At 37.1% G+C, this 25,022-nt stretch carries 18 protein-coding genes, 1 tRNA gene and 2 pseudogenes; 8 read left to right on the top strand and 13 right to left on the bottom strand.

What is annotated here, in order from left to right; all coding sequences use genetic code 11:
• Positions 1-11: 11 nt before the first annotated feature.
• The 3 genes and pseudogenes from RM706_RS12640 to RM706_RS12635 form a co-directional block, all read left to right on the top strand.
• Positions 12-2,390, top strand: coding sequence for an amylo-alpha-1,6-glucosidase (locus tag RM706_RS12640; RefSeq protein ID WP_311352079.1), 2,379 nt, complete (start codon positions 12-14; stop codon positions 2,388-2,390).
• A 178-nt stretch (positions 2,391-2,568) separates the two neighbouring features.
• Positions 2,569-2,754, top strand: a pseudogene (locus RM706_RS16530) (peptidylprolyl isomerase); the annotation flags it as partial.
• Positions 2,754-3,029, top strand: a pseudogene (locus tag RM706_RS12635) (peptidylprolyl isomerase); the annotation flags it as partial. The pseudogenes RM706_RS16530 and RM706_RS12635, both read left to right, overlap by 1 nt.
• Here the strand turns inward: RM706_RS12635 and RM706_RS12630 are convergent.
• From RM706_RS12630 to porV, 6 genes are all read right to left on the bottom strand, one after another.
• Positions 3,026-3,709, bottom strand: coding sequence for an SDR family NAD(P)-dependent oxidoreductase (locus RM706_RS12630; RefSeq protein ID WP_311352077.1), 684 nt, complete (start codon positions 3,707-3,709; stop codon positions 3,026-3,028). The pseudogene RM706_RS12635 and the gene RM706_RS12630 overlap by 4 nt on opposite strands.
• A gap of 79 nt (positions 3,710-3,788) precedes the next feature.
• Positions 3,789-4,808 carry a M28 family metallopeptidase gene (locus tag RM706_RS12625; RefSeq protein WP_311352075.1) on the bottom strand — a complete coding sequence of 340 codons (1,020 nt, stop codon included), beginning with the start codon at positions 4,806-4,808 and terminating at the stop codon, positions 3,789-3,791.
• 83 nt (positions 4,809-4,891) lie between these two features.
• Positions 4,892-6,538 (bottom strand): dihydrolipoamide acetyltransferase family protein, encoded by a 1,647-nt coding sequence (locus tag RM706_RS12620; RefSeq protein ID WP_311352073.1) that lies wholly within the window; start codon positions 6,536-6,538, stop codon positions 4,892-4,894.
• 4 nt (positions 6,539-6,542) lie between these two features.
• A complete protein-coding gene (gene pdhA, locus RM706_RS12615) occupies positions 6,543-7,541 on the bottom strand; it encodes a pyruvate dehydrogenase (acetyl-transferring) E1 component subunit alpha (protein WP_311352072.1) in 999 nt (332 codons plus the stop codon).
• A gap of 81 nt (positions 7,542-7,622) precedes the next feature.
• Complete coding sequence (gene cdd / locus RM706_RS12610) at positions 7,623-8,111, bottom strand: cytidine deaminase (RefSeq protein ID WP_311352070.1); 489 nt, start codon at positions 8,109-8,111, stop codon at positions 7,623-7,625.
• A gap of 82 nt (positions 8,112-8,193) precedes the next feature.
• Entirely contained in the window at positions 8,194-9,336 is a 1,143-nt protein-coding gene (gene porV / locus RM706_RS12605; RefSeq protein WP_311352068.1) for a type IX secretion system outer membrane channel protein PorV, read from the bottom strand.
• Positions 9,337-9,703: 367 nt separating this feature from the next.
• Between porV and gldJ the strand changes: the two genes are divergently transcribed.
• From gldJ to RM706_RS12590, 3 genes are all read left to right on the top strand, one after another.
• The gene (gldJ, locus tag RM706_RS12600) at positions 9,704-11,365 is read left to right on the top strand and encodes a gliding motility lipoprotein GldJ (RefSeq protein WP_311352066.1); all 1,662 of its coding nucleotides are present in this window, start codon (positions 9,704-9,706) and stop codon (positions 11,363-11,365) included.
• Between the two features lie 70 nt (positions 11,366-11,435).
• Entirely contained in the window at positions 11,436-12,710 is a 1,275-nt protein-coding gene (locus RM706_RS12595; protein ID WP_311352064.1) for a UDP-N-acetylmuramoyl-tripeptide--D-alanyl-D-alanine ligase, read from the top strand.
• Between the two features lie 80 nt (positions 12,711-12,790).
• A complete protein-coding gene (locus tag RM706_RS12590; RefSeq protein WP_311352062.1) occupies positions 12,791-13,162 on the top strand; it encodes a thiol-disulfide oxidoreductase DCC family protein in 372 nt (123 codons plus the stop codon).
• 5 nt (positions 13,163-13,167) lie between these two features.
• On the opposite strand, the gene RM706_RS12585 is transcribed toward RM706_RS12590, so the two are convergent.
• Positions 13,168-13,242, bottom strand: a tRNA-Val gene (locus RM706_RS12585).
• 27 nt (positions 13,243-13,269) lie between these two features.
• On the bottom strand, positions 13,270-13,680 hold the full coding sequence (locus tag RM706_RS12580; protein WP_311352060.1) for a 6-carboxytetrahydropterin synthase: 411 nt from the start codon (positions 13,678-13,680) through the stop codon (positions 13,270-13,272).
• Between the two features lie 131 nt (positions 13,681-13,811).
• Here RM706_RS12580 and RM706_RS12575 point away from each other — a divergent pair, with 131 nt between their 5' ends.
• The gene (locus RM706_RS12575; protein ID WP_311352058.1) at positions 13,812-15,584 is read left to right on the top strand and encodes an arylsulfatase; all 1,773 of its coding nucleotides are present in this window, start codon (positions 13,812-13,814) and stop codon (positions 15,582-15,584) included.
• 1 nt (position 15,585) lies between these two features.
• On the opposite strand, the gene RM706_RS12570 is transcribed toward RM706_RS12575, so the two are convergent.
• The 5 genes from RM706_RS12570 to RM706_RS12550 form a co-directional block, all read right to left on the bottom strand.
• A complete protein-coding gene (locus RM706_RS12570; protein ID WP_311352056.1) occupies positions 15,586-16,656 on the bottom strand; it encodes a bile acid:sodium symporter family protein in 1,071 nt (356 codons plus the stop codon).
• Between the two features lie 11 nt (positions 16,657-16,667).
• Positions 16,668-17,831 (bottom strand): mannonate dehydratase, encoded by a 1,164-nt coding sequence (gene uxuA, locus RM706_RS12565; RefSeq protein ID WP_311352999.1) that lies wholly within the window; start codon positions 17,829-17,831, stop codon positions 16,668-16,670.
• A gap of 201 nt (positions 17,832-18,032) precedes the next feature.
• Positions 18,033-18,746: a gluconate 2-dehydrogenase subunit 3 family protein gene (locus tag RM706_RS12560; RefSeq protein ID WP_311352053.1), complete on the bottom strand. Its 714-nt coding sequence runs from the start codon at positions 18,744-18,746 to the stop codon at positions 18,033-18,035.
• A 2-nt stretch (positions 18,747-18,748) separates the two neighbouring features.
• On the bottom strand, positions 18,749-20,470 hold the full coding sequence (locus tag RM706_RS12555) for a GMC family oxidoreductase (RefSeq protein WP_311352051.1): 1,722 nt from the start codon (positions 20,468-20,470) through the stop codon (positions 18,749-18,751).
• Positions 20,471-20,499: 29 nt separating this feature from the next.
• Positions 20,500-21,369 (bottom strand): AraC family transcriptional regulator, encoded by an 870-nt coding sequence (locus RM706_RS12550; protein ID WP_311352049.1) that lies wholly within the window; start codon positions 21,367-21,369, stop codon positions 20,500-20,502.
• 377 nt (positions 21,370-21,746) lie between these two features.
• Here RM706_RS12550 and RM706_RS12545 point away from each other — a divergent pair, with 377 nt between their 5' ends.
• On the top strand, positions 21,747-25,019 hold the full coding sequence (locus RM706_RS12545) for a SusC/RagA family TonB-linked outer membrane protein (protein ID WP_311352047.1): 3,273 nt from the start codon (positions 21,747-21,749) through the stop codon (positions 25,017-25,019).
• Positions 25,020-25,022 lie beyond the last annotated feature (3 nt).

Raw genomic sequence — 25,022 nt, 5'->3', positions numbered from 1 at the left:
AGATAATTTTCATGACTGTGAAACCTATTCTAACATTTAGTTGTTTCATACTTTTTTTGATAGGATGTACCGAAAAAAAAGAAACTACGTTTAGTGAAATGCTAAAGGACGAACCTTCAATTATCGGTAAAACCAAATATCTGACCTCACCGTATGTTACCGCTGGAAATCGGATTTATATGGTCGGACATCAAGATGGTTCTTTTCCAGAATTAGGGTGGCATGTTAAAGGCGAGATGGGGGGGATTTGGAACCATCCTATCAAACTTATGGATGGTTTTGACATACACCTGAACTGGGCAGATGAATCTTACTCACTTAATAGTGCACACAGTTTCACGAATTACCCATATACCAATAAACATCATTTTTTAATTAATGAAAAAGCATTAGAAATTGAGCGATGGCAATTTGTACCCGATGATAATGAGGGGCTTGTCGTACAAATACATATTATAAACAAAGGAGTGAGCACACAGTCCTTTTCGGTTGATTTTGTTGGTCATTCAGATTTAAGGCCGACCTGGCTTGGTGAAAGAACGGATATGATAGATAGTCAAGATTTAGCAAATTTCAACGATGTTATAAATGGATGGGTAGTAAAAGATGAAAAAAATCCGTGGTTTGTTTGTTATAATTCTCAATTAGTTCCTGAAAGAACTACCAATACAAATCAAAAATATAAAGGAAATGGAGTTTCTAATGCTCTTAGCTATTCCATAACCTTAAAACCTAATGAATCAAAAACTATAACTTTTGCCATCGCGGGATCTTACAAGTCTGAAAAAGCTGCTATTACTACCTTGCACACCATTCAAAATAGCCTGCCAACACTAGTTAAGAAGAAGAAAAATCGATATCAAAAATTGGCAAATCAAACCAAACTGAACATTCCTGATAAAAGATTAGAACAAACTTTTGAATGGTTAAAATACAATTGTGATTGGTTAGTTAGAACCGTTCCTGAAATAGGAACAGGCATCACGGCTGGTATTCCTGACTACCCTTGGTGGTTTGGTGTTGATAGCGAATATGCCCTACAAGGGTATATGGCCGTTGGTCAAGAAGATGCGGTTTACAAAACAATCAAGCTTTTAGATAGTGTTTCTGAAGCAGTAAACGGCAACGGCAAAATAATTCATGAAATGTCAACCAATGGTGCTGTTTTTAATGATGGTAATATCAACGAAACACCGCAATTTGCCACTTTAATTTGGCGTATTTATCAATGGAACGGTGATAAAGCTTTTTTAGAAGAGTACTTCCCTACTATAGAAAAAGGATTGAAATGGCTTATGGATACCAATGACTTGGACAAGAATGGTTTTCCCGAAGGATTTGGCATGATGGAAATTCACGGTCTTGATAGTGAAATGATTGACGTGGCTGTTTATACCCAGAAAGCATTTGCCGATGCGGCGAAAATAGCCGACATATTAGAGAAAAAAGCTTTAGCCAATACCTATGAGGCCGTAGCAGCGAATTTAAAAGACAAAATAAACACCGATTTCTGGTCAGAAGATTTTAATTCATATGCCGATTTTATTGGAACAGATGAACAGACCCTGCACCTTATTGAAGATGCCATTATAAGAGCTGACACCCTAAAAAAACCATGGTCGATTGCAGAAATGGAACAGACCAAACAATTTGTTTTAGATAATCCTTCTGATAAACCCCGTCCTTTTGTCTTACATCATAATTGGGTCGTGAACACTCCAATGGAAATGGGCATTGCTGATAATGACAAAGCTCTAAGAGCACTAGAAACCGCCAAAAATTATGTAAATCCTTTTGGGGTTTTTGTTACAGGCATTGACCGTGATGAATCCGCAGGGTCTAATGAAAATACGTATATAGCCCCTCCAATTTTTACTTATACAGGGGCAGTCATGACTTTGCCCACAGGAGTTTCTGCCATAGCCGAAAATAACTATGGTAGACCTAATGAAGCTTTAGATTACTTAGAACGTATGACACGATCTTTTAGTTATGCATTGCCCGGCAGTATGTACGAAGTATCTCCTGATTTTGGAATGATGGCACAGGCATGGAATATCTATAGTTACGCCTACCCTATTGTACATCAATTTTTTGGCATACAACCCAATGCCGCTGAAAAAGAAGTTGTGATAAGTCCGCAAATGCCTGATATGTGGAATGAAGCCTCTTTGGAGAATATAAAAATCGGTGATAATGAAATCTCGGTGTATTATGCCAAAAATAATGGTAAGCCTTCAATTAAGGTAAAACAAACCAATACGGATTGGAACCTTATTTTGAAAACAATACATACCAAGCAACCAAAAGATTATAAGGGTGAAATCGCGATTTCAGAAAATGAGACTATAGTCACCGGACAAGGAGAAACGATTTCCATAACCTATTAAAAAAAATGAGGTATTTAAAAATTACAGTTATTTTAACTTTTGTTTTGATAAGTCTGGGCTGTTCAAGTTCAAAATTCAAATCGAGTTGGACAAAAACTCAAGCCCCTGAAACTTTTACGACAAAGTTTATGACTTCAAAAGGTGACTTTGAGGTAGTTGTGAACGCAAGTCATCACCAAGGGCTGTGGACCGTTTTTACCAATTGGTCAAAACACGCTATTTTGACAATATTTTATTTTACAGGGTTAATCCCGGTTTTGTTGCCCAATTCGGAGGTAATTTCAGTGTTTTATACAATGCCTGGAACCGCTACAAAATAGCTAACAAACCCTTACTGCAAGGTAATGTGATAAGGGAACCTTAAGTTTTGCTCGTGGAGGAAAAGAAAGCAGAGGTACGGATTTATTTATCAACTTGCGCGACAACAGTCGTTTGGACACCCTTGATTATAATGATGTTAAGGGTTTTCCAACTTTTGGTAAAGTGACCATAGGCATGAAAGTTTTAGAAACGCTATATGATGGTTATTCTGATACTACTATGAACGACCTTGAGACTATGTATAAAGATCTGGATGCCTTTATCAAAAAATATCCAAAACTGGATACTATTTTTAAAGTTGAACTTATCAAAAACTAAGGCGTACTATTACTTACCTGTAGTAATTTGCCATTATATAATTTATGTCCTGTCAATGCAAAATCCTTTATATAAGTAGCCATTTCTTTTGCCGTAACCGGCGCTTCATAACCAGGAAAGGCTTCAGCCAACATTTCGGTCTTTACCGCACCTATGGCCAAAACATTAAATGAAGGGCCTGTCTCTTTAAATTCCTCGGCCCAAAGTTCCGTTAATGTGATTACGGCCGCTTTACTAGAACTATATGCTGACAAACCCGGGAATTTCATACTCCCTTGCACGCCACCCATAGAACTTATAGTAACCACATGGGCATCTTTGCGCATTTTAGGCAATAAAATTCGAGTCAGTTCCGCGACACCAAAAACATTTACCTTATAGACCTTTTCAAAATCTTCAGGCGAAGTTTCCAAAAAAGGCTTGTTCAAGAGACTTCCGGCATTATTGATGAGTACATCTACTTTTCCCCAGTCTTGAATGAACTCTTCTACTTTTCTGTAATCATCGGCTTCACACAAATCAAAGGCAAAAGTGGCAATATTGTTGTGGTTTAAATCGAGTATAGGTCTTGGATTTCTGGATAATGCAAGTACTTTATGCCCTTCATCTGCAAGTAATTTGGCCAATTCAAAGCCGATTCCCCGGCTTGTTCCTGATATGATTATATTTTTATGAGACATGTATCTTATTAAATGACTATTATTCCCGTTAGAAAGAAATATGAAAGCTGTTGACTCAAATCGTGGTTATGCTCTGTATTTAATTTAGTCTTATTTCTTGAGTTGGCGCATTTGTAATTCCTTCAATAACAGGAATCATTTTATTGACCATAGTGGCCATATGTTCAAAATCGATAATATCAGCCTCATCACCTACTTTGTGATAAAAAGCAAAATTGGTAAAATCAAAGGTGCAGAAGGTATGTGCAGGAACTTGAAATTCTTGATGAAAAGGATAGTTATCAGAACGTTGAAAGAGGTTGAATTCTTTAGCCGTGGGCAAAAAACCTACCAAATTTTCTTCAGCGTACATGTTGCTGACTTTAGCCAAGTTTGACATTTCAAATCCTGTAATATAAACCTGATAGTCTTTTTTCACTAAGGGAACACCTGTCATTTCGAAATTCAACATGGCATACAGGTTCAATCCTTCATCCTTTAACCTTTTTGCTAAATGTTTTGAGCCTAAAAGCCCCTTTTCTTCAGCACTGAACAGCGCGAAAATCAGACTTCGTTTATTAGTTTGGCCATTGCCAAAATAACGGGCAAATTCCATTACCGAAGTAGTACCTGAAGCATTGTCATTGGCACCATTGGCAATAGCATCGCCATTTTCAGGGGCAATAATTCCAATATGGTCGTAATGTGCACCTATAAGAACATATTCCTCTTTCAATTTAGGGTCTGTACCTTCTAATAATCCGACAACATTAAAAGCCATTTTTTCAAAATTGGACAAGGTATCCCGATAAGAATTGAAGTACGGCTGAATTCCATTATCCATAAAGCTCTTTTCAATAAAAGTAGCTGCGGTCGCAATTCCCTCACTACCTGAATCGCGACCCTGTAGCGCGTCAGAAGCTAGAAAATTCATAATTTCACTAATGTCGTCAATAGTAGTAAATCCGTTCGCATCACTAGAATCCATCTTTGTGATTTTCGCTTTTACTCCCTCGGGACCACCAGGCTCAGCAACTTCCTTGGTTGAGGTTTCCTGTATTTGAGAACTTCCACAAGTATAGGCCAATGCCAAAGCACAAAACGCCAGTAAACTTTTCATTTAATTCGATTTAGTTCTAAAGATAAAAAAAGCATCCTTTAGAATAGGATGCTTTTTTTTGATTTAAAGCTTTATTAAAAGACTTATGCCAACATGGTAACTGGATTCTCTAAATAAGCTCTTAAAGTTTGTAAAAATTGAGCCCCAGTAGCACCATCAACCGTTCTATGGTCACATGCTAAAGTAACCTTCATAGTATTGCCTACTACAATTTCACCATTTTTGACCACTGGTTTTTGAACAATTGCGCCTACCGATAAAATAGCGGAGTTGGGTTGGTTTATGATTGAAGTAAATTCTAAAATACCAAACATGCCCAAATTCGAGACTGTAAAGGTACTACCCTCCATTTCTGCGGGGGTCAACTTTTTATTTCTAGCACGACCGGCCATGTCTTTTACCGCTCCACCAATAGTTGTCAGATTCATTTGATCTGTAAACTTCAAAACTGGAACTACAAGACCATCATCAACTGCCACTGCGACACCGATATGAACATGATGGTTATAGCGAGTTGTATCATTGTTCCAAGTCGTATTGACTTGTGGGTGCTTTTTCAATGCCATCGCACAGGCCTTTAATACCATATCATTAAAAGATACTTTTGTATCTGGCAAGCCGTTAATTTGAGCCCTTGAGGCTTTAGAATTATCCATGTCGACCTCAATGGTCAAATAATAATGTGGGGCTGAGAATTTAGATTCACTTAAACGCTTGGCAATCACCTTGCGCATTTGTGAATTTTTAACTTCTTCGCTACCCTCTTCACCAACAGGCAGATTAATAGGTGCCATTGCAGCTACAGGAGCTGCCTGTTCCATTGGGGCTCTTGAAGTTGCTCCACTAGCAGCTGGTGCTGCATTTGGCTTAAATCTTTCTATGTCACGTTTTACAATTCGACCATTATCACCAGTACCGGTCACCTCAGACAAGTTAATCCCTTTATCTGCGGCAATTTTCTTTGCTAAAGGCGAGGCGTATATCCTTCCACTATCACTAGTAATACTGATAGGAACAGGTGCCGTATCAACACTTTTAGTTTCTTCAGAAGCAGGTTTTGCCTTCTCGGCATTATCAGTCGAAGCTGCATTTAACGGTTTTGCATTTAAAACTGCATCAACATCAGTTCCTTGAGGGCCAATAACAGCTAGTAGGGAATCTACAGGAGCACCTTCCCCTTCTTGAATACCGATATGCAAAAGTGTACCTGAATAAAATGACTCAAACTCCATGGTAGCTTTATCCGTCTCAATTTCAGCAAGAATATCACCTTCTTCGACCGTATCGCCTACTTTTTTCAACCAGCTCGCCACAGTACCTTCTTCCATAGTATCACTCAAGCGAGGCATGGTAATAATCTCAACTCCTTCGGGAACTTCGGTTGAAGAAGTTTGAGCTTCAGGTTCTGCTGGAACGGAATTCTCTTCTATCTTAGGAGTTTCTTCTGTCGCGGCAGCTCCTCTTCCATTTAGTAAACCAGAAATATCTTCGCCTTCTTCGCCGATAATGGCCAATAGCGTATCAACTGGGGCGCCATCTCCTTCTGCGATTCCAATATGCAATAAAGTTCCTTCATTGAAAGATTCAAATTCCATTGTGGCCTTATCAGTTTCAATCTCGGCCAAAATATCTCCTTCTTCAACTTTATCACCTACATTTTTAAGCCATTTTGCTACGGTACCTTCTTCCATGGTATCGCTCAATCTTGGCATATTTATTACTTCTGCCATGTCCCTAGAGTTTGTGTTTTAAAAACGGATAATCTTCTTGTTCGTATACCATGTCATACAATTGCTGTACTGGAGGAAAGTCAGATTCCTCAGCAAATTTTTCACATTCCGAAACTAAGTCCTTCACTTTTTTATCAATTGCCTTAATATCATCTTCAGTTGAATACTTCTTTTCAAGAATGACATCTTTAACCTGAGTAATTGGGTCAATTTTCTTATACTCTTCTACTTCTGCTTTTGTTCTGTAGTGCTGCGCATCAGACATTGAATGACCACGATATCGGTATGTTTTCATTTCTAAGAAAGTAGGTCCTCCCCCTGTTCTTGCCCTTTCAATAGCTTTATCAACTTCTTTAGCCACTGTAACTGGATCCATACCATCTACTGCGGCACAAGGCATTTCATAGCCCAGCCCTAATTTGTAAATATCAGTGGAATATGAGGTTCTTGCGACAGAAGTACCCATAGCATACCCATTATTCTCACAAATAAAAACAACCGGTAACTGCCAAAGCATTGCCAAATTAAATGACTCATGCAAAGAACCTTGTCTTACAGCTCCGTCACCCATATAACATAGGGTCACGTTATCGCGTTTAAAATATTTATCTGCAAAGGCCATACCTGCGCCCAAAGGTATTTGCCCTCCAACAATGCCATGACCGCCATAAAATCGATGCTCCTTTGAAAAAATATGCATTGAACCACCCATGCCTTTTGAAGTACCTGTTACTTTTCCGTAGAGCTCGGCCATCACTCTTTTTGGGTCAACACCCATACCAATAGGCTGCACATGGTTTCTGTAAGCAGTAATCATTCGGTCTTTCGTCAAATCCATCGCATGTAAAGACCCAGCTAAAACAGCCTCTTGTCCATTATAAAGATGGAGAAAACCTCTTACTTTTTGTTGAATGTAAACGGCAGCAAGTTTATCTTCAAATTTGCGCCAAAACAACATGTCCTCGTACCATCTTAGGTAAACCTCTTTTGTGATTTTTTTCATCAATTTGGCATGTTAAATAACGTTGTCCCTTTTTTGGGAAAAACAAAAATAGGGATATATCTCTTTTTGAGAAAATTTGGATTAAGAATCACTCAAAAAAGAATTATTAAATCCTAAAGGTAACATATCAGTAACTGCATCGCATTTATAGATTGGCCCACTCTCTCCTCTCATTATAATGGGAATTGGAGTTTTTTGCTTGTACTCGTATTCCGCAATAGCTTGTCTGCAATTGCCACAAGGGCCAGCAGGCTCCTTGACTTCATAATCATTAGATGCTGCGCTTATTGCAATTTTTTTAATCTCCTCATTTGGATAATTAGCTCCTGCATAGAAAATCGCAACCCGCTCAGCACAAAGCCCCGAAGGATAAGAAGCATTTTCTTGATTGTTTCCTAAGACAATTTCACCATTCTCGAGAAGGACAGCAGCCCCAACCAGAAAATTAGAATACGGTGCATAGGCTTTTATCCTTGCATTCACTGCCTGTTTCAACAAATTTGAATCTTCAACCGAAAGCTCTTCTTCTGTTTTGTAAATGCTTAGCTCGAATGCTATTTTCTTTTTCAAATTAAAACCTTTAGGTATTGACTAAAAATAAGAAAACCTCAACGCAATGTTGAGGTTTTAAAAATATTTTAAATATTTAATTCTAGTCGTTTAAAAATTCTTCTCCAAAATTAAATGTCAAAGAAAAACGCAGGGTATTTTCTAAAGGATTTCTTACTTGTGAGGTAGAGAACAGGTAAGATAGGTCAACTTGTGCTGATTTAAACTTAAAACCTGCTCCAAGTGTAAAAAATTGTCTTGCTCCTTTTACTTCATTTTCATTAAAATATCCAGCTCTGAACATAAAAGCATCTTGATATTTGTATTCTGCTCCAAGAGCCCAGGTTATTTCTTGTAACTCTTCACTAAAGCCATCTGGTGCATCACCGAAAGATTCAAAAACTCCATTAAAGAAACTAATACCTTGATATTCCGCATTATCTTCAGCATCAATATCTCCATCACCATCAAAATCTCTAGGAGTTGGCACCAATAGTTTATTGAATTCAGTATAAAGCCCTAAAACATTGTCTTGATCCAAAATAAAATCAAATCCTGCTCCGAATTTTAAATTCGTTGGTAAAAAGTTTTCTTGCCCGCCTGCATCATATTGAATCTTTCCTCCAAGGTTTGAAATATTGAATCCAGCTCTCCAACGTCCATCAAAAGAATTATAAGCTATTTCCCTTGAACGGTAAAAACCTGCAATATCAACGGCAAAAGCATTTGCAGCTTGAGAGTCTTGTTGCCCATCTTGAAATCTTAAGTTTGAGCTTATAAAACGCCCACCTACGGCCATAGAAAATGTCTCACTCAATTTTAAGGAATATGAACCATCCAGAGAAAACTCATTTGGCTTTACAATAGTTGGCGTTTCATCAACAGTCTGCCTAAGCTCTATCTCTCCTAAACCAAAGTATTTTATCCCAAAAGCAAATGCACTTCTATCACTTAACTTATTATAAAGGCTTGCATTCAAAAGTGAAATATCGGTAACTATACTTTCTAAATACGGAGTGTAACTTACACCTATTCCTAATTTTTGAGTTGCAAAAGCATATTTTGCAGGATTCCATTGTTGAGAAAACGCATCCACTGAGGTAGCAACACCCATATCACCCATACCGGCAGCTCTAGCGTCAGCGGCAATGTTTAAAAAAGGAACTGCTGTCGTAATAGTGCGTTCTTGTTGCCCAAATACTTTGGCTACAAAGCATAAAACAATCAAAGGAATTAACTTTTTCATTTTCTTCTTTTAAATTTGATGTGGTCTAATGTCTAAATAAGCGCAATTATGCTAAAATATTTCAGACGTATTATTTTCTTAAACGAGCTTTTCGGCGAATTCTTATACCTTAAACATTTATTTTCGATAAAAAGCATAACAATTTTCACTCATCAAGCTGTTAAAGCTATTACCACCCTATACTATAACTCATTTTCATGCGTTATTTCCAGTAATGGAACCACAATGAAATAGTTGGACAGAAATATTTTCATTTTATAAAATATTGTGCTCATCTTTTCGTTCTATTGCCGAAAGTGATTTAAATCGAATAAAACCAAAGTGCCGATATGTTTGAATTATCGGTTATTGAACTCAAGTCCTAATTATGAAAAAATTCTTTTTTAAAGTTGTACTTTCTTGTGCTATTGTAGGTGGAACGTTGACGAGTTGCAAGAACTCTTCTTCTTCATCTTCTAAGAATGTCTCTAGAGCCACAGGATGGAAAATTAATGCCAAAGAAGGTGGTTTTCAGTACAATTCTAGTTTCAAAGAACAAGAAACACCTCCCGGAACGGTATTTATTGAAGGCGGTACCTTTACAAAAGGTCAGGTTCAAGATGATGTTATGCATGATTGGAACAATTCTCCTACAGCACAGCATGTACAATCATTTTATATGGATGAAACTGAGGTCACTAATGTGATGTACTTAGAATACTTAGATTATCTGAAGGCAGTTTATCCTCCAGAGAACCCTATGTATGAGAATATCTATAAAGGTGCACTACCTGACACCCTTGTTTGGAGAAATCGATTAGGTTTTAATGAAACCATGACCAATAGTTATTTACGTCATCCGGCTTATGCAGAATACCCAGTAGTAGGCGTAAACTGGATTCAAGCAACTCAATATGCAGAGTGGAGAACAGACCGTGTGAACGAGGCAACTTTAGAAAGAGAAGGTTATTTGGCCAAAGATGCCAAATATCAAGTTCTAAATGGTGAAATTGGCGGTACGTTTAGTACGGAAGCCTACTTGAACAACCCTGAATCAGTATATGGAGGCCAGATAGATTCTCTTCAAGGAAAGCAGAAAAAAGATTCCATAAACAACTTTGCAAAAAGAAGTAGTGGTATTATAACACCAGAATATCGTTTGCCTACTGAAACCGAATGGGAATATGCGGCTCAAGCCTTAATCGGTAGTCGTGAATACAACAATTATAGAGGTAGAAAAAAATATCCTTGGGAAGGTGATTATACTCGAAATGGACAACGTTTAGGTCGCGGTGACCAATTAGCAAACTTTAAACAAGGAAAAGGTGATTATGGCGGAATTGCAGGTTGGTCTGACGATGGCGCCGATATTACCGGTGAGGTAAAGTCATACAAACCCAACGATTTTGGATTATATGATATGGCAGGTAATGTTTCTGAATGGGTTGCGGATGTTTACAGGCCTATTGTTGATGATGAAATCAGTGATTTCAACTATTATCGTGGTAATATTTACATGAAAAAGGCCATAGGTGAAGATGGAAAAGTTCAAATTCTTAGAGATTCTGTAGTCTTTGACACCTTGCCCAATGGAAAAGTTGTGGCCATGAATCTACCAGGTGAAATAAAAATGGTTGCTGTTGATGAAGAGGAGACCTATTTGAGAACAAATTTCTCATCTAGTGATAATAGAGGATTTCGTGATGGTGATCCAGGATCATCAAGATTTTTCGAGCGCTTTAGTGATGAAGAATCTGATAATAGAAAAATGTATGATTCTCCAAAACATAAAGTAGAAAGAGACTCTACTGGCAAGCTTTTACGACAATATGATACTTCAAATTATAGAACTTCATTGATCAATGATGAGGTTAGAGTTTATAAAGGTGGTTCTTGGAGAGATAGAGCCTTTTGGTTAGATCCAGCGCAACGCCGTTACTTACCTCAGTATATGTCAACAGATGATATCGGATTCAGATGCGCAATGTCCAGGGTTGGCTCCAAGGCAAAAACTAAAAACAAGACCGTACGTCATAAAAAAGTAAAATAAATCATCTTTCGAATAAAATAAATTGAAAGCCCTTAACTAAAGAGTTAGGGGCTTTTTTTATCTTCGAATTATGGAATTAACTGACTTTTACCGTATTTTTCTGCAACATCCCGTTGTCTGTACGGATACCAGAAAGATTAAGAAAAACTGTATTTATTTTGCACTAAAGGGCTCTAATTTTAATGGCAACGCTTTTGCAAAAGATGCATTGCAAAAAGGCGCAGCTTATGCGGTAATAGATGAAGAGAGTCATAAAATTTCAGATAAGACCATCTTGGTTGATGATGTTTTAAAAACATTGCAAGAACTTGCTAACTATCACAGAAATCAATCCAAGACAAAAGTAGTTTCACTTACAGGAAGTAACGGAAAAACCACTACTAAAGAGCTTATCCATAAAGTACTTTCCAAAAAATACAATACCATTGCTACGGTTGGCAACTTAAACAATCATATCGGTGTACCATTAACACTGTTGACCATTAAAGAAGATACTGAAATTGGCATCATTGAAATGGGGGCCAACCATCAAAAAGAAATTGAATTTCTGGCCTCGATAGCAGAGCCTGATTTTGGGTATATCACCAATTTTGGAAAAGCACATTTAGAAGGTTTTGGCGGTATAGATGGTGTCATTAAAGGTAAAAGCGAATTATATGATTATTTGCAGGCCAACGAAAAGTATGTTTTTTTAAATGCTGATGACCCTATTCAAAAAGAAAGACTATCTACCTACATTAACAAGTTTGGATTTAGTGAAACTGACCATGAATATTATAATATTAAGTTTCTAGGGGCCAATCCTTTTGTGAAGTTCAAATTTGAGAATGAAGAGGTTTCAACTCAGCTTATAGGCGCATACAATTTTACAAATTGTGCCATAGCAGTTTTAGTGGGTAAATATTTTAATATCCCAAAAACAGCTATCAAAGACGCCATAGAAAGTTATCACCCTGAAAACAATAGGTCTCAACTCATTGAAAAAAATGGTCATCATATTATTTTAGATGCCTATAACGCCAATCCAACCAGTATGAAAGCTGCTTTGGATAGCTTTGGTGAAGTTGAATCAAAAAGCAAAGTTCTTTTTTTGGGCGATATGTTTGAGTTAGGCGAAACAGCAGCTAAGGAGCATCAGGCAATTGCTCATTTAGCTGAAGAAATGGAGTTTAATAATACTTTTCTTGTTGGCGAAAATTTTTCGAAAGTAGCCTCTACATTTAAAAAATTCAAGTCTTTTGAAACTTTAAAAGCTCATCTGGAAAACGATAAACTAAGCCCTGCGTCAATACTCATTAAAGGTTCTAGAGGAATGGCTTTGGAAAGAATTCTGGAATATCTTTAAATCATAAATTTTTCTAAAAATCTTTTTTTCTTGAAATGATTTGGGTGTTGTTTCGTACAAAGAACAATAACTAAGTTACCATGAGAGAAAATATCATAATTTTTGATGGAGAATGTAATCTTTGTAATGGTGTAGTCGGCTGGCTATTAAAATTTGCTCCGGAAGATAGTTTTAGTTTTGTTGCATTTCAATCACCTTATGGGCAACAACTGCTCCATACCTTTGGTTTTCCTAAAAAAGAACTTACCACGGTAATTTTGATTGATGAAGCGGGGGCACATACGCACTCTGATGGATTTTTAAAGATAGTATCTCAAATACCTAAATGGAAGTTAGTAGCAGCACTATTGGCATTTATCCCTAGAATAATTCGTGATACTATTTACAATTTAGCATCAAAAAACAGGGTAAGATGGTTTGGAAAATCAAAAACCTGTACAGTCAGTTTTTAAAAAAGTGGAGTATACTGGATTCGAACCAGTGACCTCTGCCCTGTCAAGGCAGCGCTCTAAACCAACTGAGCTAATACTCCAAAAAGTGTTGCAATATCGTAAAAATGTTACCAATCTCCATACGCTGCAGAATTCTTTTGTGTTTCGTGCAAAGTAATGTGCAATAGATGCCCTTTTTCTAATTTAGGCTTTAGAATACCGTAGATAATTTGCACAAAATACTCCGTTGAAGGCAATATGTTTTCAAATTCAGGGCAATCTTCATTCAAATTTTTATGATCAAAACGTTCTTCAACTTCATCTTTTATCAAATTACCCAAAACGGCCAAATCCATAACAAAACCCGTATTTGGATTTACCTCGCCACGTATTCGAACTTCTAAATCAAAATTGTGTCCATGATAATGCGGACTGTTACATTTACCAAAAACCTTGAGGTTTTTCTCATCGCTCCATTTTGGATTATGTAAGCGATGGGCAGCGTTAAAATGTGCTTTTCTACAAATTGTAGCGATCATAACATCAAATAAGGATGCAAATTTAATTCATTATTAGTTTAAAAACAGCAAATGACAAAATAGTACTTGGTTATAGAAATAGCATAAAGTAACTTTCATGCAATTAGTACTTCTATTAAAAACCAGTCGATATGAAACTTTTTAACAATGTACTTTTATTAGCCTCAGCACTATTTTTTTCTTCTTGCGAACAAAAAGTCAAAAAAGATGAGTTCAATAGACCAAATATTATTGTCATTCTTACTGATGATCAAGGTTGGGGTGATTTGAGTTTTAATGGCAATACCAACTTAAACACTCCTAATATTGATTCTATTGCCTTTCAAGGGGCTGTGATGGAGAACTTTTTTGTGCAACCTGTCTGCTCACCAACAAGGGCCGAGCTTTTAACCGGTCAGTATTTCTCGAGACTTGGTGTATACGCCACTTCAGAAGGTGGTGAAAGAATGAATTTAGGAGTACCAACCATAGCAGAGATTTTTAAAAAATCTGGCTATAAAACTGCTGCCTATGGCAAATGGCACAATGGAACGCAACCTCCATACCATCCAAATTCAAGAGGTTTTGATGATTTTTATGGATTCTGTTCTGGGCATTGGGGTAATTACTTTAGTCCTATGCTAGAGTACAATGGTATAATCACTAAAGGCAATGGTTTTTTGGTCGATGATTTGTTCAATCATGGTATTGAATTTATATCTCAAAATAAGGAAAGCCCATTTTTAGTATATCTACCAATAAACACACCACATAGCCCTATGCAGTCACCTGATAAATACTGGAATAGATTTAAAGATAAAGAGCTCGACCTTAAATATGGAGGTAAAGAATATGAAGATGAGCAATTTACAAAAGCTGCACTTGCAATGGTTGAAAATGTTGATTGGAATGTGGGCCGGTTGAATAGACATCTAAAAAGATTAGGGTTAGAAGAAAATACCATAGTCATATACATGTCAGACAATGGACCAAATGGCTGGCGTTGGAATGGCGGCTTACGGGGCAAAAAAGGGTCAACGGATGAAGGTGGTGTGAAATCTCCATTTTTCATGAAATGGCCTAAAAAAATTACCTCCGGATTACGCTCAGCACAAATAATGGGAACTGTTGATTTATTGCCTACCTTGGCAAGCCTCGCCCAAGTTCCATTATCAGATACTTTAGATTTGAATGGAGTTGATTTAAGCATCAACCTGCTTTCAAAAAAAGAAGAAATTAAAGACAGAACCATCTATAACCACTGGAACGGCAAAACAAGCATTCGCACTCAAAAATATAGATTGGATCAAGAAAACAGATTATATGATATGGTAAGTGATCTTGGACAAAAAAATGATATTTCCAAAAATAATCTGGCTATAAAAGATTCTTTAATCACTTTAAAAAAAATATGGGAGGAAGAAGTTAATGTAAGCTTTAGACCCAAAACAAAACGACTTTTTCCTATTGGAGCATCTGGTTATAATTTCACGCAATTACCCGCACGCGATGGTATAGCTCATGGCAACATTAAAAGAAGTAATCGATGGCCCAATGACTCTTTTTATGTGAATTGGACCAGTAAAAACGATTCCATTACTTGGGATGTCAATGTTTTAGAAAGTGGGACTTTTGAAGTATTTCTCTATTATACCTGCAAAGCTGAAGATTTAGGAACGGAGCTCGAGCTAAAGTTTAAAGATTCAAAAATCATCAAAAAAATTACTGAAGCTCATAATCCCCCTTTAATTGGAGCGGAAAAAGACAGATTTCCACGAATGGAATCTTATGTAAAAGACTTTAAGGCCATTAAAATGGGTGAAATCTATTTAGATAAAGGCATAGGTCAATTGAATTTAAAAGCAATTACCATGCTCGGTAGTGGCGTTATTGATTTTCGATTATTGAATTTTAAGCGAAAATAGTTTAAGGTTTTCTTTCCTTCCAAATAGATGCTAAGGAAGAACCAGAGATGTTCATCCAAGGGCCAAATACGGCAGAAGCAAGACCCATGGTGGCAAGTTTACCCATTTCGAGGGCTATCCCAGAAGCCAAGCCAGCATTTTGCATACCTACCTCAAAAGCTATAGTTCTAGAAGATGCAACATCTAAACCACAAAGTCTACCCCCAAAATAACCCAGTAGAAAACCACATAAATTATGAGCTATGACCACTAAGATTAAAATCAAACCTATAGAAAGTAATGAATCCCTTCCAGCTGCTGTAATGATTACAATAATAGAGGCAATACCTGCCATAGAAACCAGTGGTAATATTTTATTGAGGAAAGTTATTCTGGTCTTTGCAAAATGATTAAGCAAAAGTCCTAAAACTATCGGTAAAATGACAATTTTAACAATACTCCAAAACATGGTAATAAAATCAATAGGTACCAGCTCATTCGCCAACAATTTCATAAAAAAAGGAGTTACCAACGGAGCTAATAAAGTAGCGACTGCTGTCAATGTTAAGGACAAAGCCAAGTTGGCTCCCGAAATATAGGCCATAACGTTAGAAGCAAGTCCGCTAGGCGAACAACCAACTAAAATCACTCCAGCTGCAATTTCTGGTGGTAAATTAGAGACATAGGCCAACCCAAACCCAATAAATGGCATAACTGTAAACTGCAATAGCAGACCTATTAAAACTCCTTTCGGCATTTTCACTACACCAACAAAGTCTAAAAAACTCATTGATGTACCCATACCAAACATAATTATCATTAGAAGTGGTATAATTAGTTTTTTTAACTCAAAAGAACCTATTTGAATAAAAACTTCAGGGTAGAAAAGGGCGCCTATAACCGCAGCGAAAATGAGAACAGTAAATGAGAAACCTTTAAGCTTTTTTGAGGTCTGCAAAACCAATGCTAATAAAATAAATAGCAGTACCAAAGCGATTCCTAACCATTGAATTTTATTACAAAAGAACAAGCTAATGGAAACTAAGACCAAGCCTATTATTAAGTACCACCCAAACTTTTTCAATTTCTTCACGGTTTATGAGTTTAACAGTCAGTTATTGATGCTAACCCTAATTCAAGACCTCTTAATTCAGCAAGCCCTCTAAGTCTGCCAATAGCAGAATATCCCGGATTAGTCTTTTTATTTAAATCATCCAACATTTGATGTCCATGGTCAGGCCGCATTGGAATACGCACTTTTCTTCGCCTTGATAACTTTATAATTTCGGCAACGATTTCTGTCATGTCTACATTACCAGTTAAATGGTTCGCCTCATGAAAACTACCTTCACCTTCTAATTTTACATTTCGTAAGTGTAAAAAATTAATTCTTTCTGAAAAGGTTTGTAATATGGAAAGCAAGTCATTATCAGATCTTGCACCCAATGAACCGCTACAGAAACACAACCCATTGGATGTGTTAAGAACCATTTCAAACAATTTTCTCAAATCTGTTTTTGTGCTTATAACTCTTGGCAAACCCAGAATACTAATTGGAGGGTCATCTGGGTGAATGGAAAGCTTAATTCCAATTTCGTCTGCCAAAGGACATATTTCATTTAAAAAATAGAAAAGGTGCCTTCTTAAATGGTCACCATCAATATTTTCATATCTATCCAATCGATTTTGAAACTCTTTTAGAGTAAAGCTATTTTCACTTCCTGGGAGTCCGGCAATTATATTTCGTTGCAGAAGAAGCTTATCTTCTTCAGACATTGAATCAAAATATATTTTTGCTTCTTTAAGTTCTTTTTTAGTATAGTCGTTTTCAGCTTTTGGGCGTTTAAGAATATAAAGGTCAAAAACAATTAAAGCCTTAAAATCAAAACGCAACGCCAAGGAACCATCATGAAATTTGAGCTTTAAATCTGTTCTTGTCCAATCTAGAACTGGCATAAAGTTATAGACCACACGGAATATGCCACAATCAGCCAAATTTTTTAAAGACTGTTTATAATTATCAATAAAAACTTTGAAATTATTGGTTTGTGATTTTATGTCTTCGTGCACTGGAAGACTTTCAACAACCGACCAAACTAAGCCAACATCTTCAATTACTTTTTTTCTTTTTAAAATAGCGTCAATGCCCCAAACCTCACCATTAGGTATATCATGTAATGCACTTACAATGCCCGTGCATCCAGCTTGTTTAATATCAAGTAACCCAACAGAATCTTCGGGGCCATACCATCGCATGGTCTGTTCCATTAAATAGTTCTGAAATGCTGCATCTTTCATTTATTAAGATTACTGGAAAAAATCTTTATGGATAAACTTACCCAAGATTATTATAACTATAAAAAATATAGATACTGTTGATAGTTACTACTTGCTTAACATTTATGCAATTAATTTAAGGTTCAATGGTGCTAGTTTAAAAAATCTTGGAGATTCATTTCAAATATAGCTTTACGTCAACAAGTTTCCATTATCATCCCATTCGGCAATTACCCCACGTTTACTCTGATCTACGCATTTAGCAATCCATTCGGGGTCATATGCCACCCCATGTTGATCTAAAATATCTTGCGGCACGCCATCCCATACATTGGGCATATTCCCTTTATATCCTAAATCAGCAATACCAACTTTTGAAGTATAGTAACCGCAAACCGTTAAGTTTCGCATTAAAGCAAAAAACTGTATCTCTAAGGCTTGCTTATCTAAAGGTTCTTCAGGGTCATGCCAGCAAATTTGATCGCAAATTTGCTTTTGCTGTTCTAAAGTTGCCGACTTAAACTCAATTCCAAAATCTGTATTGGATTTATGATCTAACCACATCAACCCACCTAAAAGTGTTGGTTTTAATTCAGGAATATCTTTTCCCATAAATTCAATAAATTCGGGCACATTTGCCTCTAAAGGCCCACCATGCGGTTCTTTTGGAGGTAAGATAACGGTGCTCAAAACGCCGAGCGTATCTAGTTCATGAGCATTAAATAACTCTTCCGTATTGAGTTTTTCAAGGCGTTCGAGTTCGGCAGGTGTGCGACCAAAATACTTTTCATCAGTATTTATCGAGGTCTCTTTTGATAATGCGCCATCTGTTTTACAACCATGAAATGCTAATGCAGAAGCACCCGCACCAAGAATTATGGTTTGTATACTTTTTCTTCTGTCCATGGTTAAATATTTTGTTGTTTTAATTGTTCAATGATGTAGTCCGAGGCTCGCCAAGAAAGCGCCAAAATAGTCCAAGTACAATTTTTATCTGCTTGAGAAACAAAAGGTCCGGCATCAACTATAAAAACATTATCGACATCGTGTAACTGATTGAACTTATTGGTAACCGATGTTTTAGGGTCATCACCCATTCTAGTAGTACCTACTTCATGAATAATTTGACCAGGGGCAAGTAAACCATAGTTACTCTCTTTTCCAGGTTTTTCACCTAAAGGATGACCTCCCATATTATAAATCAACTCTTCAAAAGTATCTTGCATATGTTTGGCCTGTTTCTTTTCAAGGTCGGACCATTTGTAGTTAAACTTTAAAACAGGAATACCATACTCGTCAAGTGTAGTTGGATCTATTTCGCAGTAATTTTCTTTTCTTGCAATACCCTCACCCCTGCCTCCAAAACCAACAACAGAACCATAGTACTTTTTAACATCATCACGCAAACTCTCACCATAACCACCTACTTCTAATCCAAAGAATTTATTAAAGTCATTGGCGTTAAAGCCGAATCCATAATTAGGTTGGCCCATGCCGCCCCATACCTCAATATGATAACCCCGAGGAAAATCTAATTTTGAATTATCGCCCCACCAAGGTGAATACACGTGCATACCCCCTACACCGTCTTCATTGTAGGAAGTTTTTCTGTTCATGAGGCCAGGTATAAACCCGGCAGCACTTGCTCCTGTAGAGTCATGCAAATATTTACCGACCAAATCACTACTATTTCCTAGTCCATTTGGGTGTTGCTTACTTTTAGAATTCAAAAGAATACGCGCAGAACTGCACGCAGATGCGGCTAAAACAACAACCTTACCTTTAAGTTTGTATTCTTTTCTATCTTCTTTATTGATATAAGAAACCCCAGTGGCTTTGCCTTCTTCATTTGTAGTCACTTCGCGGACCATTGAATTCACATATATTTTAACTTGACCACCACTTTTTTGGGCTGGAAAAATAAGACAGCTCCCAGAGGAAAAATCTGCATAGACGGAGCATGATCTCGAACATTGTCCACAATAAAAACAGACACCACGGTCATTATTTATTCTTTTGGTTAACATGGACATTCTTGACGGTATCACCGGAATACCAGATTTTTTTGCTCCATTGATATAAAAAAGTTCATGTAAACGCGGTTTTGGCGGGGGTAGAAAAAAACCATCTGGATCGTTCTCAAGACCTTCATTGGTACCAAAAACTCCTATTAATTTATCTACTTTATCGTAATAAGGCTTTACATCATCATAACCAATAGGCCAGTCATCACCTAAACCATCTCTTGTTTTACCCTTAAAATCTTTGGGGCCAAAACGCAAAGAAATCCTGCCCCAGTGATTGGTTCTACCACCTAGCATTCTAGAGCGCCACCATTTAAACTCAGTACCATCTTCAACGGTATAGGGTTCGCCGTCTACTTCCCAATCACCATAAGACATATCCCATTCCCCAAAAGCACGGTCGGTACTGGCCCCTCTTCGGGGTGATTCATAGGGCCATTTTAACTGGGTCATGGTTTTAGGGTCTGCAGGATCAAAATATGGTCCAGCTTCAACTACGGCCACTTTAAAACCAGCATCCGCTAATTGTTTGGTAGCCATGCCACCGCCAGCACCAGAGCCCACTATGATAACATCAAACTCTTCTGAATCTTCAATTATTTGCATTATTCTTTATATTAGTTTAGTTATTTAGGTTAATGTATTCTAGTTAGCCTATAAAACTCTTTTCTATATTGACTTGGGGTGCACCCTTTAATTTTTTTGAAAATCCTATTGAAATTTGCAATATTGTAAAAACCACATTTATACGCTATTTCAGAAATCCCCTGCTCTTCTTCAGCTAACATTCTTGAAGCGTTCTCCACACGAATGTCATTCAAATACTCAACAAAGGTACGTTCCGTGCTTTTTTTTATAAATCTGTTAAACGATACCTTACTCATGTTTAACATGTTCGATACTTGATCCAAAGTAATCTTATTGGCGTAATTCTCTTGAATAAAATTATAGAAGAGTTGAATTCTATCACTATTATCAAAATCATCCCTAGAAATTTTCGAAACAGATAGCAACCGTTGATTTTTAGTCATCGACAAATCATAAAGAATAGAGAACATTTCCAAAAAATATTCAAACCCTTCTAGTTCTGAAACGTTAATTATACGCTGAGATATTTTTTTTGTCTCCTTTTTATCAAAGTGAATACCGTGTATCGAACGATTCATCATTTCTCTAAAAGGTCTCATTACACTTCTTCTAGTGAGATTATCTTCAAAAAGATCATTATGAAATTGAATGGTCACTTCATGTACACTATGAGTGCAATTGTGCATTTTCCATGCATGATAAACATTAGAACCTACCAAAACTAATTCGTAATCATCAATTTCTTCTATGCTAAAGCCCACGGTTCGTTGCATACCCTTACCATTCAAGATAAAATTAAGTTCCAATTCTGGGTGAAAATGAACAGGGTAATCAAAAGTGTCTCTAAAGCGGTTTATTACTAAAAAACTGTCTTGTGGCGACAAGTTCGTAATCTCTCTTTGGTATTTTCTTAACATACGAAAACGTTTTCGTTAAATAATCAATACTATTTTGTCACGCAAAAGAATCATAGCATCAAAATCATTTATGAAACTACAATAATATTTGTTAAAATATGACATGATTACGAATTAAGACATGTTTTTTTCAGTATCTTACTCCCTGAGCTTACCTAGAAAAACAAGTTTTTTGTATTAAATAATTGTTTGTCAAGTGATTATATAATCTATTAACATTAAATTTACCTTCCTTAAAAATAGTACAAAAGAATGATAATATAATATCAGTTTAATGTATCTCATTTATATAATTTTATCATTTATGTGACATTCGATCAAACTAACTGGTAGAATGGCTGAACTATTTAACATAACTTAATTAATAACTCATGATTATGAAACAATCAAATGAACTTGGTCTTTATGCATGGAGAACCAAGACCATGACTTTGTTTAAGGCAGTTCAAGGGCTTGCTTTGGCATTATTTATGGTTTTAGGAACTCAGGCAGTTCAGGCAAACAACAACTTAAACGAAGAAGGCATTGCGGTTTTTCAAACCACAGTTTCCGGTACGGTCACTGATTCTGACGGGGCCCCATTGCCGGGAGCTAGTGTTTTAGTCAAAGGAACGACTAATGGAACACAAACAGATTTTGATGGCAACTATACCATTGAAGCTGACGCCAACGCAACATTGGTATTCAGCTATATTGGTTTTGCATCACAAGAAATTGCAATCAATGGGCAAACAACAATTAATGCCACCATGGCGGAAGATGCTGCTAAACTCAGTGAAGTCGTAGTAGTTGGTTATACCACGCAGACCCGTGGAGACCTAACTGGATCCGTTGCTTCGGTTGATGTCTCTGAAGCTACAAAGCAACCTGTTGTTAACGTTGCTGAAGCTCTAGAAGGTAGGGCCACCGGTGTAAGTATTATTAATAATGGAGCACCAGGCAGTCCTCCTATTGTTCGTATTCGCGGTCTTGGTACACCGAACAACAACAATCCTTTGTATATTATCGATGGAGCACAGACTATAGATCCAAACATCTTGAACACCATCAATCCGGCGGATATTGCTCAGATTAACGTTCTTAAGGATGGCGCTGCCTCTATTTATGGTGCAAGAGCATCAAATGGTGTTATCATTATCACTACTAAAAGTGGTAGTTATAACCAAAACAAACTAAATGTAAGCCTAGATGTATCTACCGGTTTTAGTAGAGCCACCAGATTGCCAGATATACTAGGTGCTCAAGCTTTGGGTGATGTATTTTTTGAAAGTCAGACAAATGATGCCATACGTCTTGGGACTCCCGTAGCAGATATTTCGCACCCACAATATTTCCCAACAGGGGGAGCAGCAACAGTTCCTTCTCAACTATTAGGAGTTTCCCTGTTAGGAACAGGTGAAGCTGTCAATGCACCTGTGCAACCTGGCGGAACCAACTGGTTAGATGAAATATTTAGATCAGCACCCACACAAAATATTACGGCCAACTTCTCTAACGGTAATGAAACCTCAAAATATTCGGCAACTATCGGCTATTTAAATCGTGAAGGTATACCTAATGATGTAGGGTTTAAAAGAGCTCAAGTACGTTTAAATTCTGAATTCAAGGTAAGTGATCGATTGACCATCGGCGAACATTTGAATGTTTCTTTTAGTAATAATAAAGGAAACGTGGACAATGCTATCCAGTTTGCACTAAGATCAAGTCCTTTAGTACCTGTTTTTGACGATTTAGGCAGGTTTGCCGGAGGTTACGCCAATTCAAATGGACTGTCAAATTCTGAGAATCCAGTTGCTATTTTAAGTAGAAATGGTGACGATTTTCTGAAACAAACCAGGATTATCGGTGATGTCTATGCCAGCCTTAATATAGCCGATGGGCTTACAGCAAAAACTAGCATTGGTGGCGATATAAGCTATTTAAATAGTAGAGATTTTCTTGCTACGGATCCTGAATCGCCAGAGCCTAGAGGAACCAACACCTTAACGGAGCGCAACCAACAAACTTACAACTGGGTCTGGACCAACACCTTAAACTATTCTAAAACTTTTGGTGATCATTCTATCAATGCCTTAGTTGGTTTAGAAGCAAATTCAAGTACAGGAAAAAGTTTACAAGTAGCTGCAACAGGTTTCTTATTTGAAACTCCTGATTTTTACCTTTTAGACAATGCGTCAGGAGCGGCGATAGTAGATCCTGATAATACATTTGATTTTGAAAATACACTTTCTTCTATTTTTGGATCGGTCAACTATTCGTTTTCGAATAAGTATTTAGCAAGCGCAACGGTACGTCGTGATCGCTCTTCGAGATTTCTAGGTGATAACCAAACCGGTGTCTTTCCTGCCTTTAGTGGAGGTTGGGTTATGAGTAATGAAGATTTTTTTCCTCAAGATGGCATTATAAATAGACTGAAATTAAAAGCTTCATGGGGTGCTTTGGGTAACCAAGAATTACCAGTAGGCAACCCTGGTATCAACCAATCCAATCTTAATAATCAACTTGCTGATTATGCCTTTGGGGGAGGCGGCAATGCCACTACTGGGGCTTTACTAAGTGCCGTAGGAAATGCTGACATTCGTTGGGAGACCAGTGAAACTTTAAATATAGGTGCTGAATTCGGTCTTTTTGATGATGCCCTATCCATTTCATTAGAGTATTATGAGCTCACTACAGAAGATTTAATTGTAGCGAATGGAAATATTATCGGGGACACCGCAATCGATGCTGCTCCGCCTTTCGTAAACTCTGGAAATGTTAAAAACTCTGGTATTGATTTAAACATCTCTTTTCAGAAACAAGCTAATGCTGATTTCTCGTATGGGATAGATTTTAACTTGTCAACTGTTAAGAACGAAGTGACTGCTTTGTTCAATGATGTTCCATTGCTAGGAAACACTGGCTTTAGAGGTGGTAATATTACCGTTACTGAAGTTGGTCAACCCATATCTTCTTTCTTCGGTAGGGTGGCAGACGGTATCTATCGCAGTGAAGCAGAAGTTGCTGCTGGTCCAGACCAAGGTTTTGCAAATGATGCTGCTGGAGTAGGACGTTTGAGATATAGAGATTTGAATGATGACGGGGTCATCAACGATGATGATAGAGATTTTATTGGTAATCCAATACCAGATGCAACTTTTGGGTTAAATCTTAATGCTAATTATAAAAACTGGGATTTCAGTGCATTCTTTGCTGGAACTTTAGGAAATGACATTTACAATTATGATAAAATCTTTACGGATTTTGCAACATTTCCTAACGGTAACAGAAATGCAAGGGTATTAGATGCTTTTAATGCAACAACAAACCCCAATGGTTCTCAACCTGCTTTAAGTTTTGGTCTATTGAACAACGAGACTGCTCCTAACTCTTTCTTAGTTGAGGATGGATCATTTGTACGACTTAAAAATGTTGTAATCGGTTATACTTTGCCAGATCAAATTACTGATAAATTAGGTCTTTCAAGTTTGCGTTTTTATATTAACGCAAGTAACTTGTTTACCATTACTGGCTATGATGGCATTGATCCTGAAATACAGCCTACGAATGTAAATGGTTCACCTGCTAATACGGCATTAACTTTAGGTGTGGATCAAAACACTTTCCCTCTATCTCAAATCTTTCTTTTGGGAGTTAATTTAAAAATGTAAAAA

The sequence above is a fragment of the Croceitalea rosinachiae genome, assembly GCF_031846445.1.
Classification (GTDB): Bacteria; Bacteroidota; Bacteroidia; order Flavobacteriales; family Flavobacteriaceae; genus Croceitalea; species Croceitalea rosinachiae.
The sequence above is the reverse complement of the archived record's forward strand: the minus strand, read 5'-3'. Positions and strand labels throughout refer to the sequence as shown.

What these genes read in the sequence shown, in the direction of transcription:
- RM706_RS12640 (WP_311352079.1), top strand. Translation starts at nt 12, where the DNA reads ATGACTGTGAAACCTATTCTAACATTTAGTTGTTTCATACTTTTTTTG.
- RM706_RS12625 (WP_311352075.1), bottom strand. Translation starts at nt 4,808, where the DNA reads ATGAAAAGTTTACTGGCGTTTTGTGCTTTGGCATTGGCCTATACTTGT.
- RM706_RS12560 (WP_311352053.1), bottom strand. Translation starts at nt 18,746, where the DNA reads ATGGACAGAAGAAAAAGTATACAAACCATAATTCTTGGTGCGGGTGCT.
- RM706_RS12575 (WP_311352058.1), top strand. Translation starts at nt 13,812, where the DNA reads ATGAAACTTTTTAACAATGTACTTTTATTAGCCTCAGCACTATTTTTT.
- RM706_RS12630 (WP_311352077.1), bottom strand. Translation starts at nt 3,709, where the DNA reads ATGTCTCATAAAAATATAATCATATCAGGAACAAGCCGGGGAATCGGC.
- pdhA (WP_311352072.1), bottom strand. Translation starts at nt 7,541, where the DNA reads ATGAAAAAAATCACAAAAGAGGTTTACCTAAGATGGTACGAGGACATG.
- RM706_RS12550 (WP_311352049.1), bottom strand. Translation starts at nt 21,369, where the DNA reads ATGTTAAGAAAATACCAAAGAGAGATTACGAACTTGTCGCCACAAGAC.
- RM706_RS12595 (WP_311352064.1), top strand. Translation starts at nt 11,436, where the DNA reads ATGGAATTAACTGACTTTTACCGTATTTTTCTGCAACATCCCGTTGTC.
- RM706_RS12555 (WP_311352051.1), bottom strand. Translation starts at nt 20,470, where the DNA reads ATGCAAATAATTGAAGATTCAGAAGAGTTTGATGTTATCATAGTGGGC.
- RM706_RS12545 (WP_311352047.1), top strand. Translation starts at nt 21,747, where the DNA reads ATGAAACAATCAAATGAACTTGGTCTTTATGCATGGAGAACCAAGACC.
- porV (WP_311352068.1), bottom strand. Translation starts at nt 9,336, where the DNA reads ATGAAAAAGTTAATTCCTTTGATTGTTTTATGCTTTGTAGCCAAAGTA.
- uxuA (WP_311352999.1), bottom strand. Translation starts at nt 17,831, where the DNA reads ATGGAACAGACCATGCGATGGTATGGCCCCGAAGATTCTGTTGGGTTA.
- gldJ (WP_311352066.1), top strand. Translation starts at nt 9,704, where the DNA reads ATGAAAAAATTCTTTTTTAAAGTTGTACTTTCTTGTGCTATTGTAGGT.
- RM706_RS12580 (WP_311352060.1), bottom strand. Translation starts at nt 13,680, where the DNA reads ATGATCGCTACAATTTGTAGAAAAGCACATTTTAACGCTGCCCATCGC.
- RM706_RS12590 (WP_311352062.1), top strand. Translation starts at nt 12,791, where the DNA reads ATGAGAGAAAATATCATAATTTTTGATGGAGAATGTAATCTTTGTAAT.
- RM706_RS12620 (WP_311352073.1), bottom strand. Translation starts at nt 6,538, where the DNA reads ATGGCAGAAGTAATAAATATGCCAAGATTGAGCGATACCATGGAAGAA.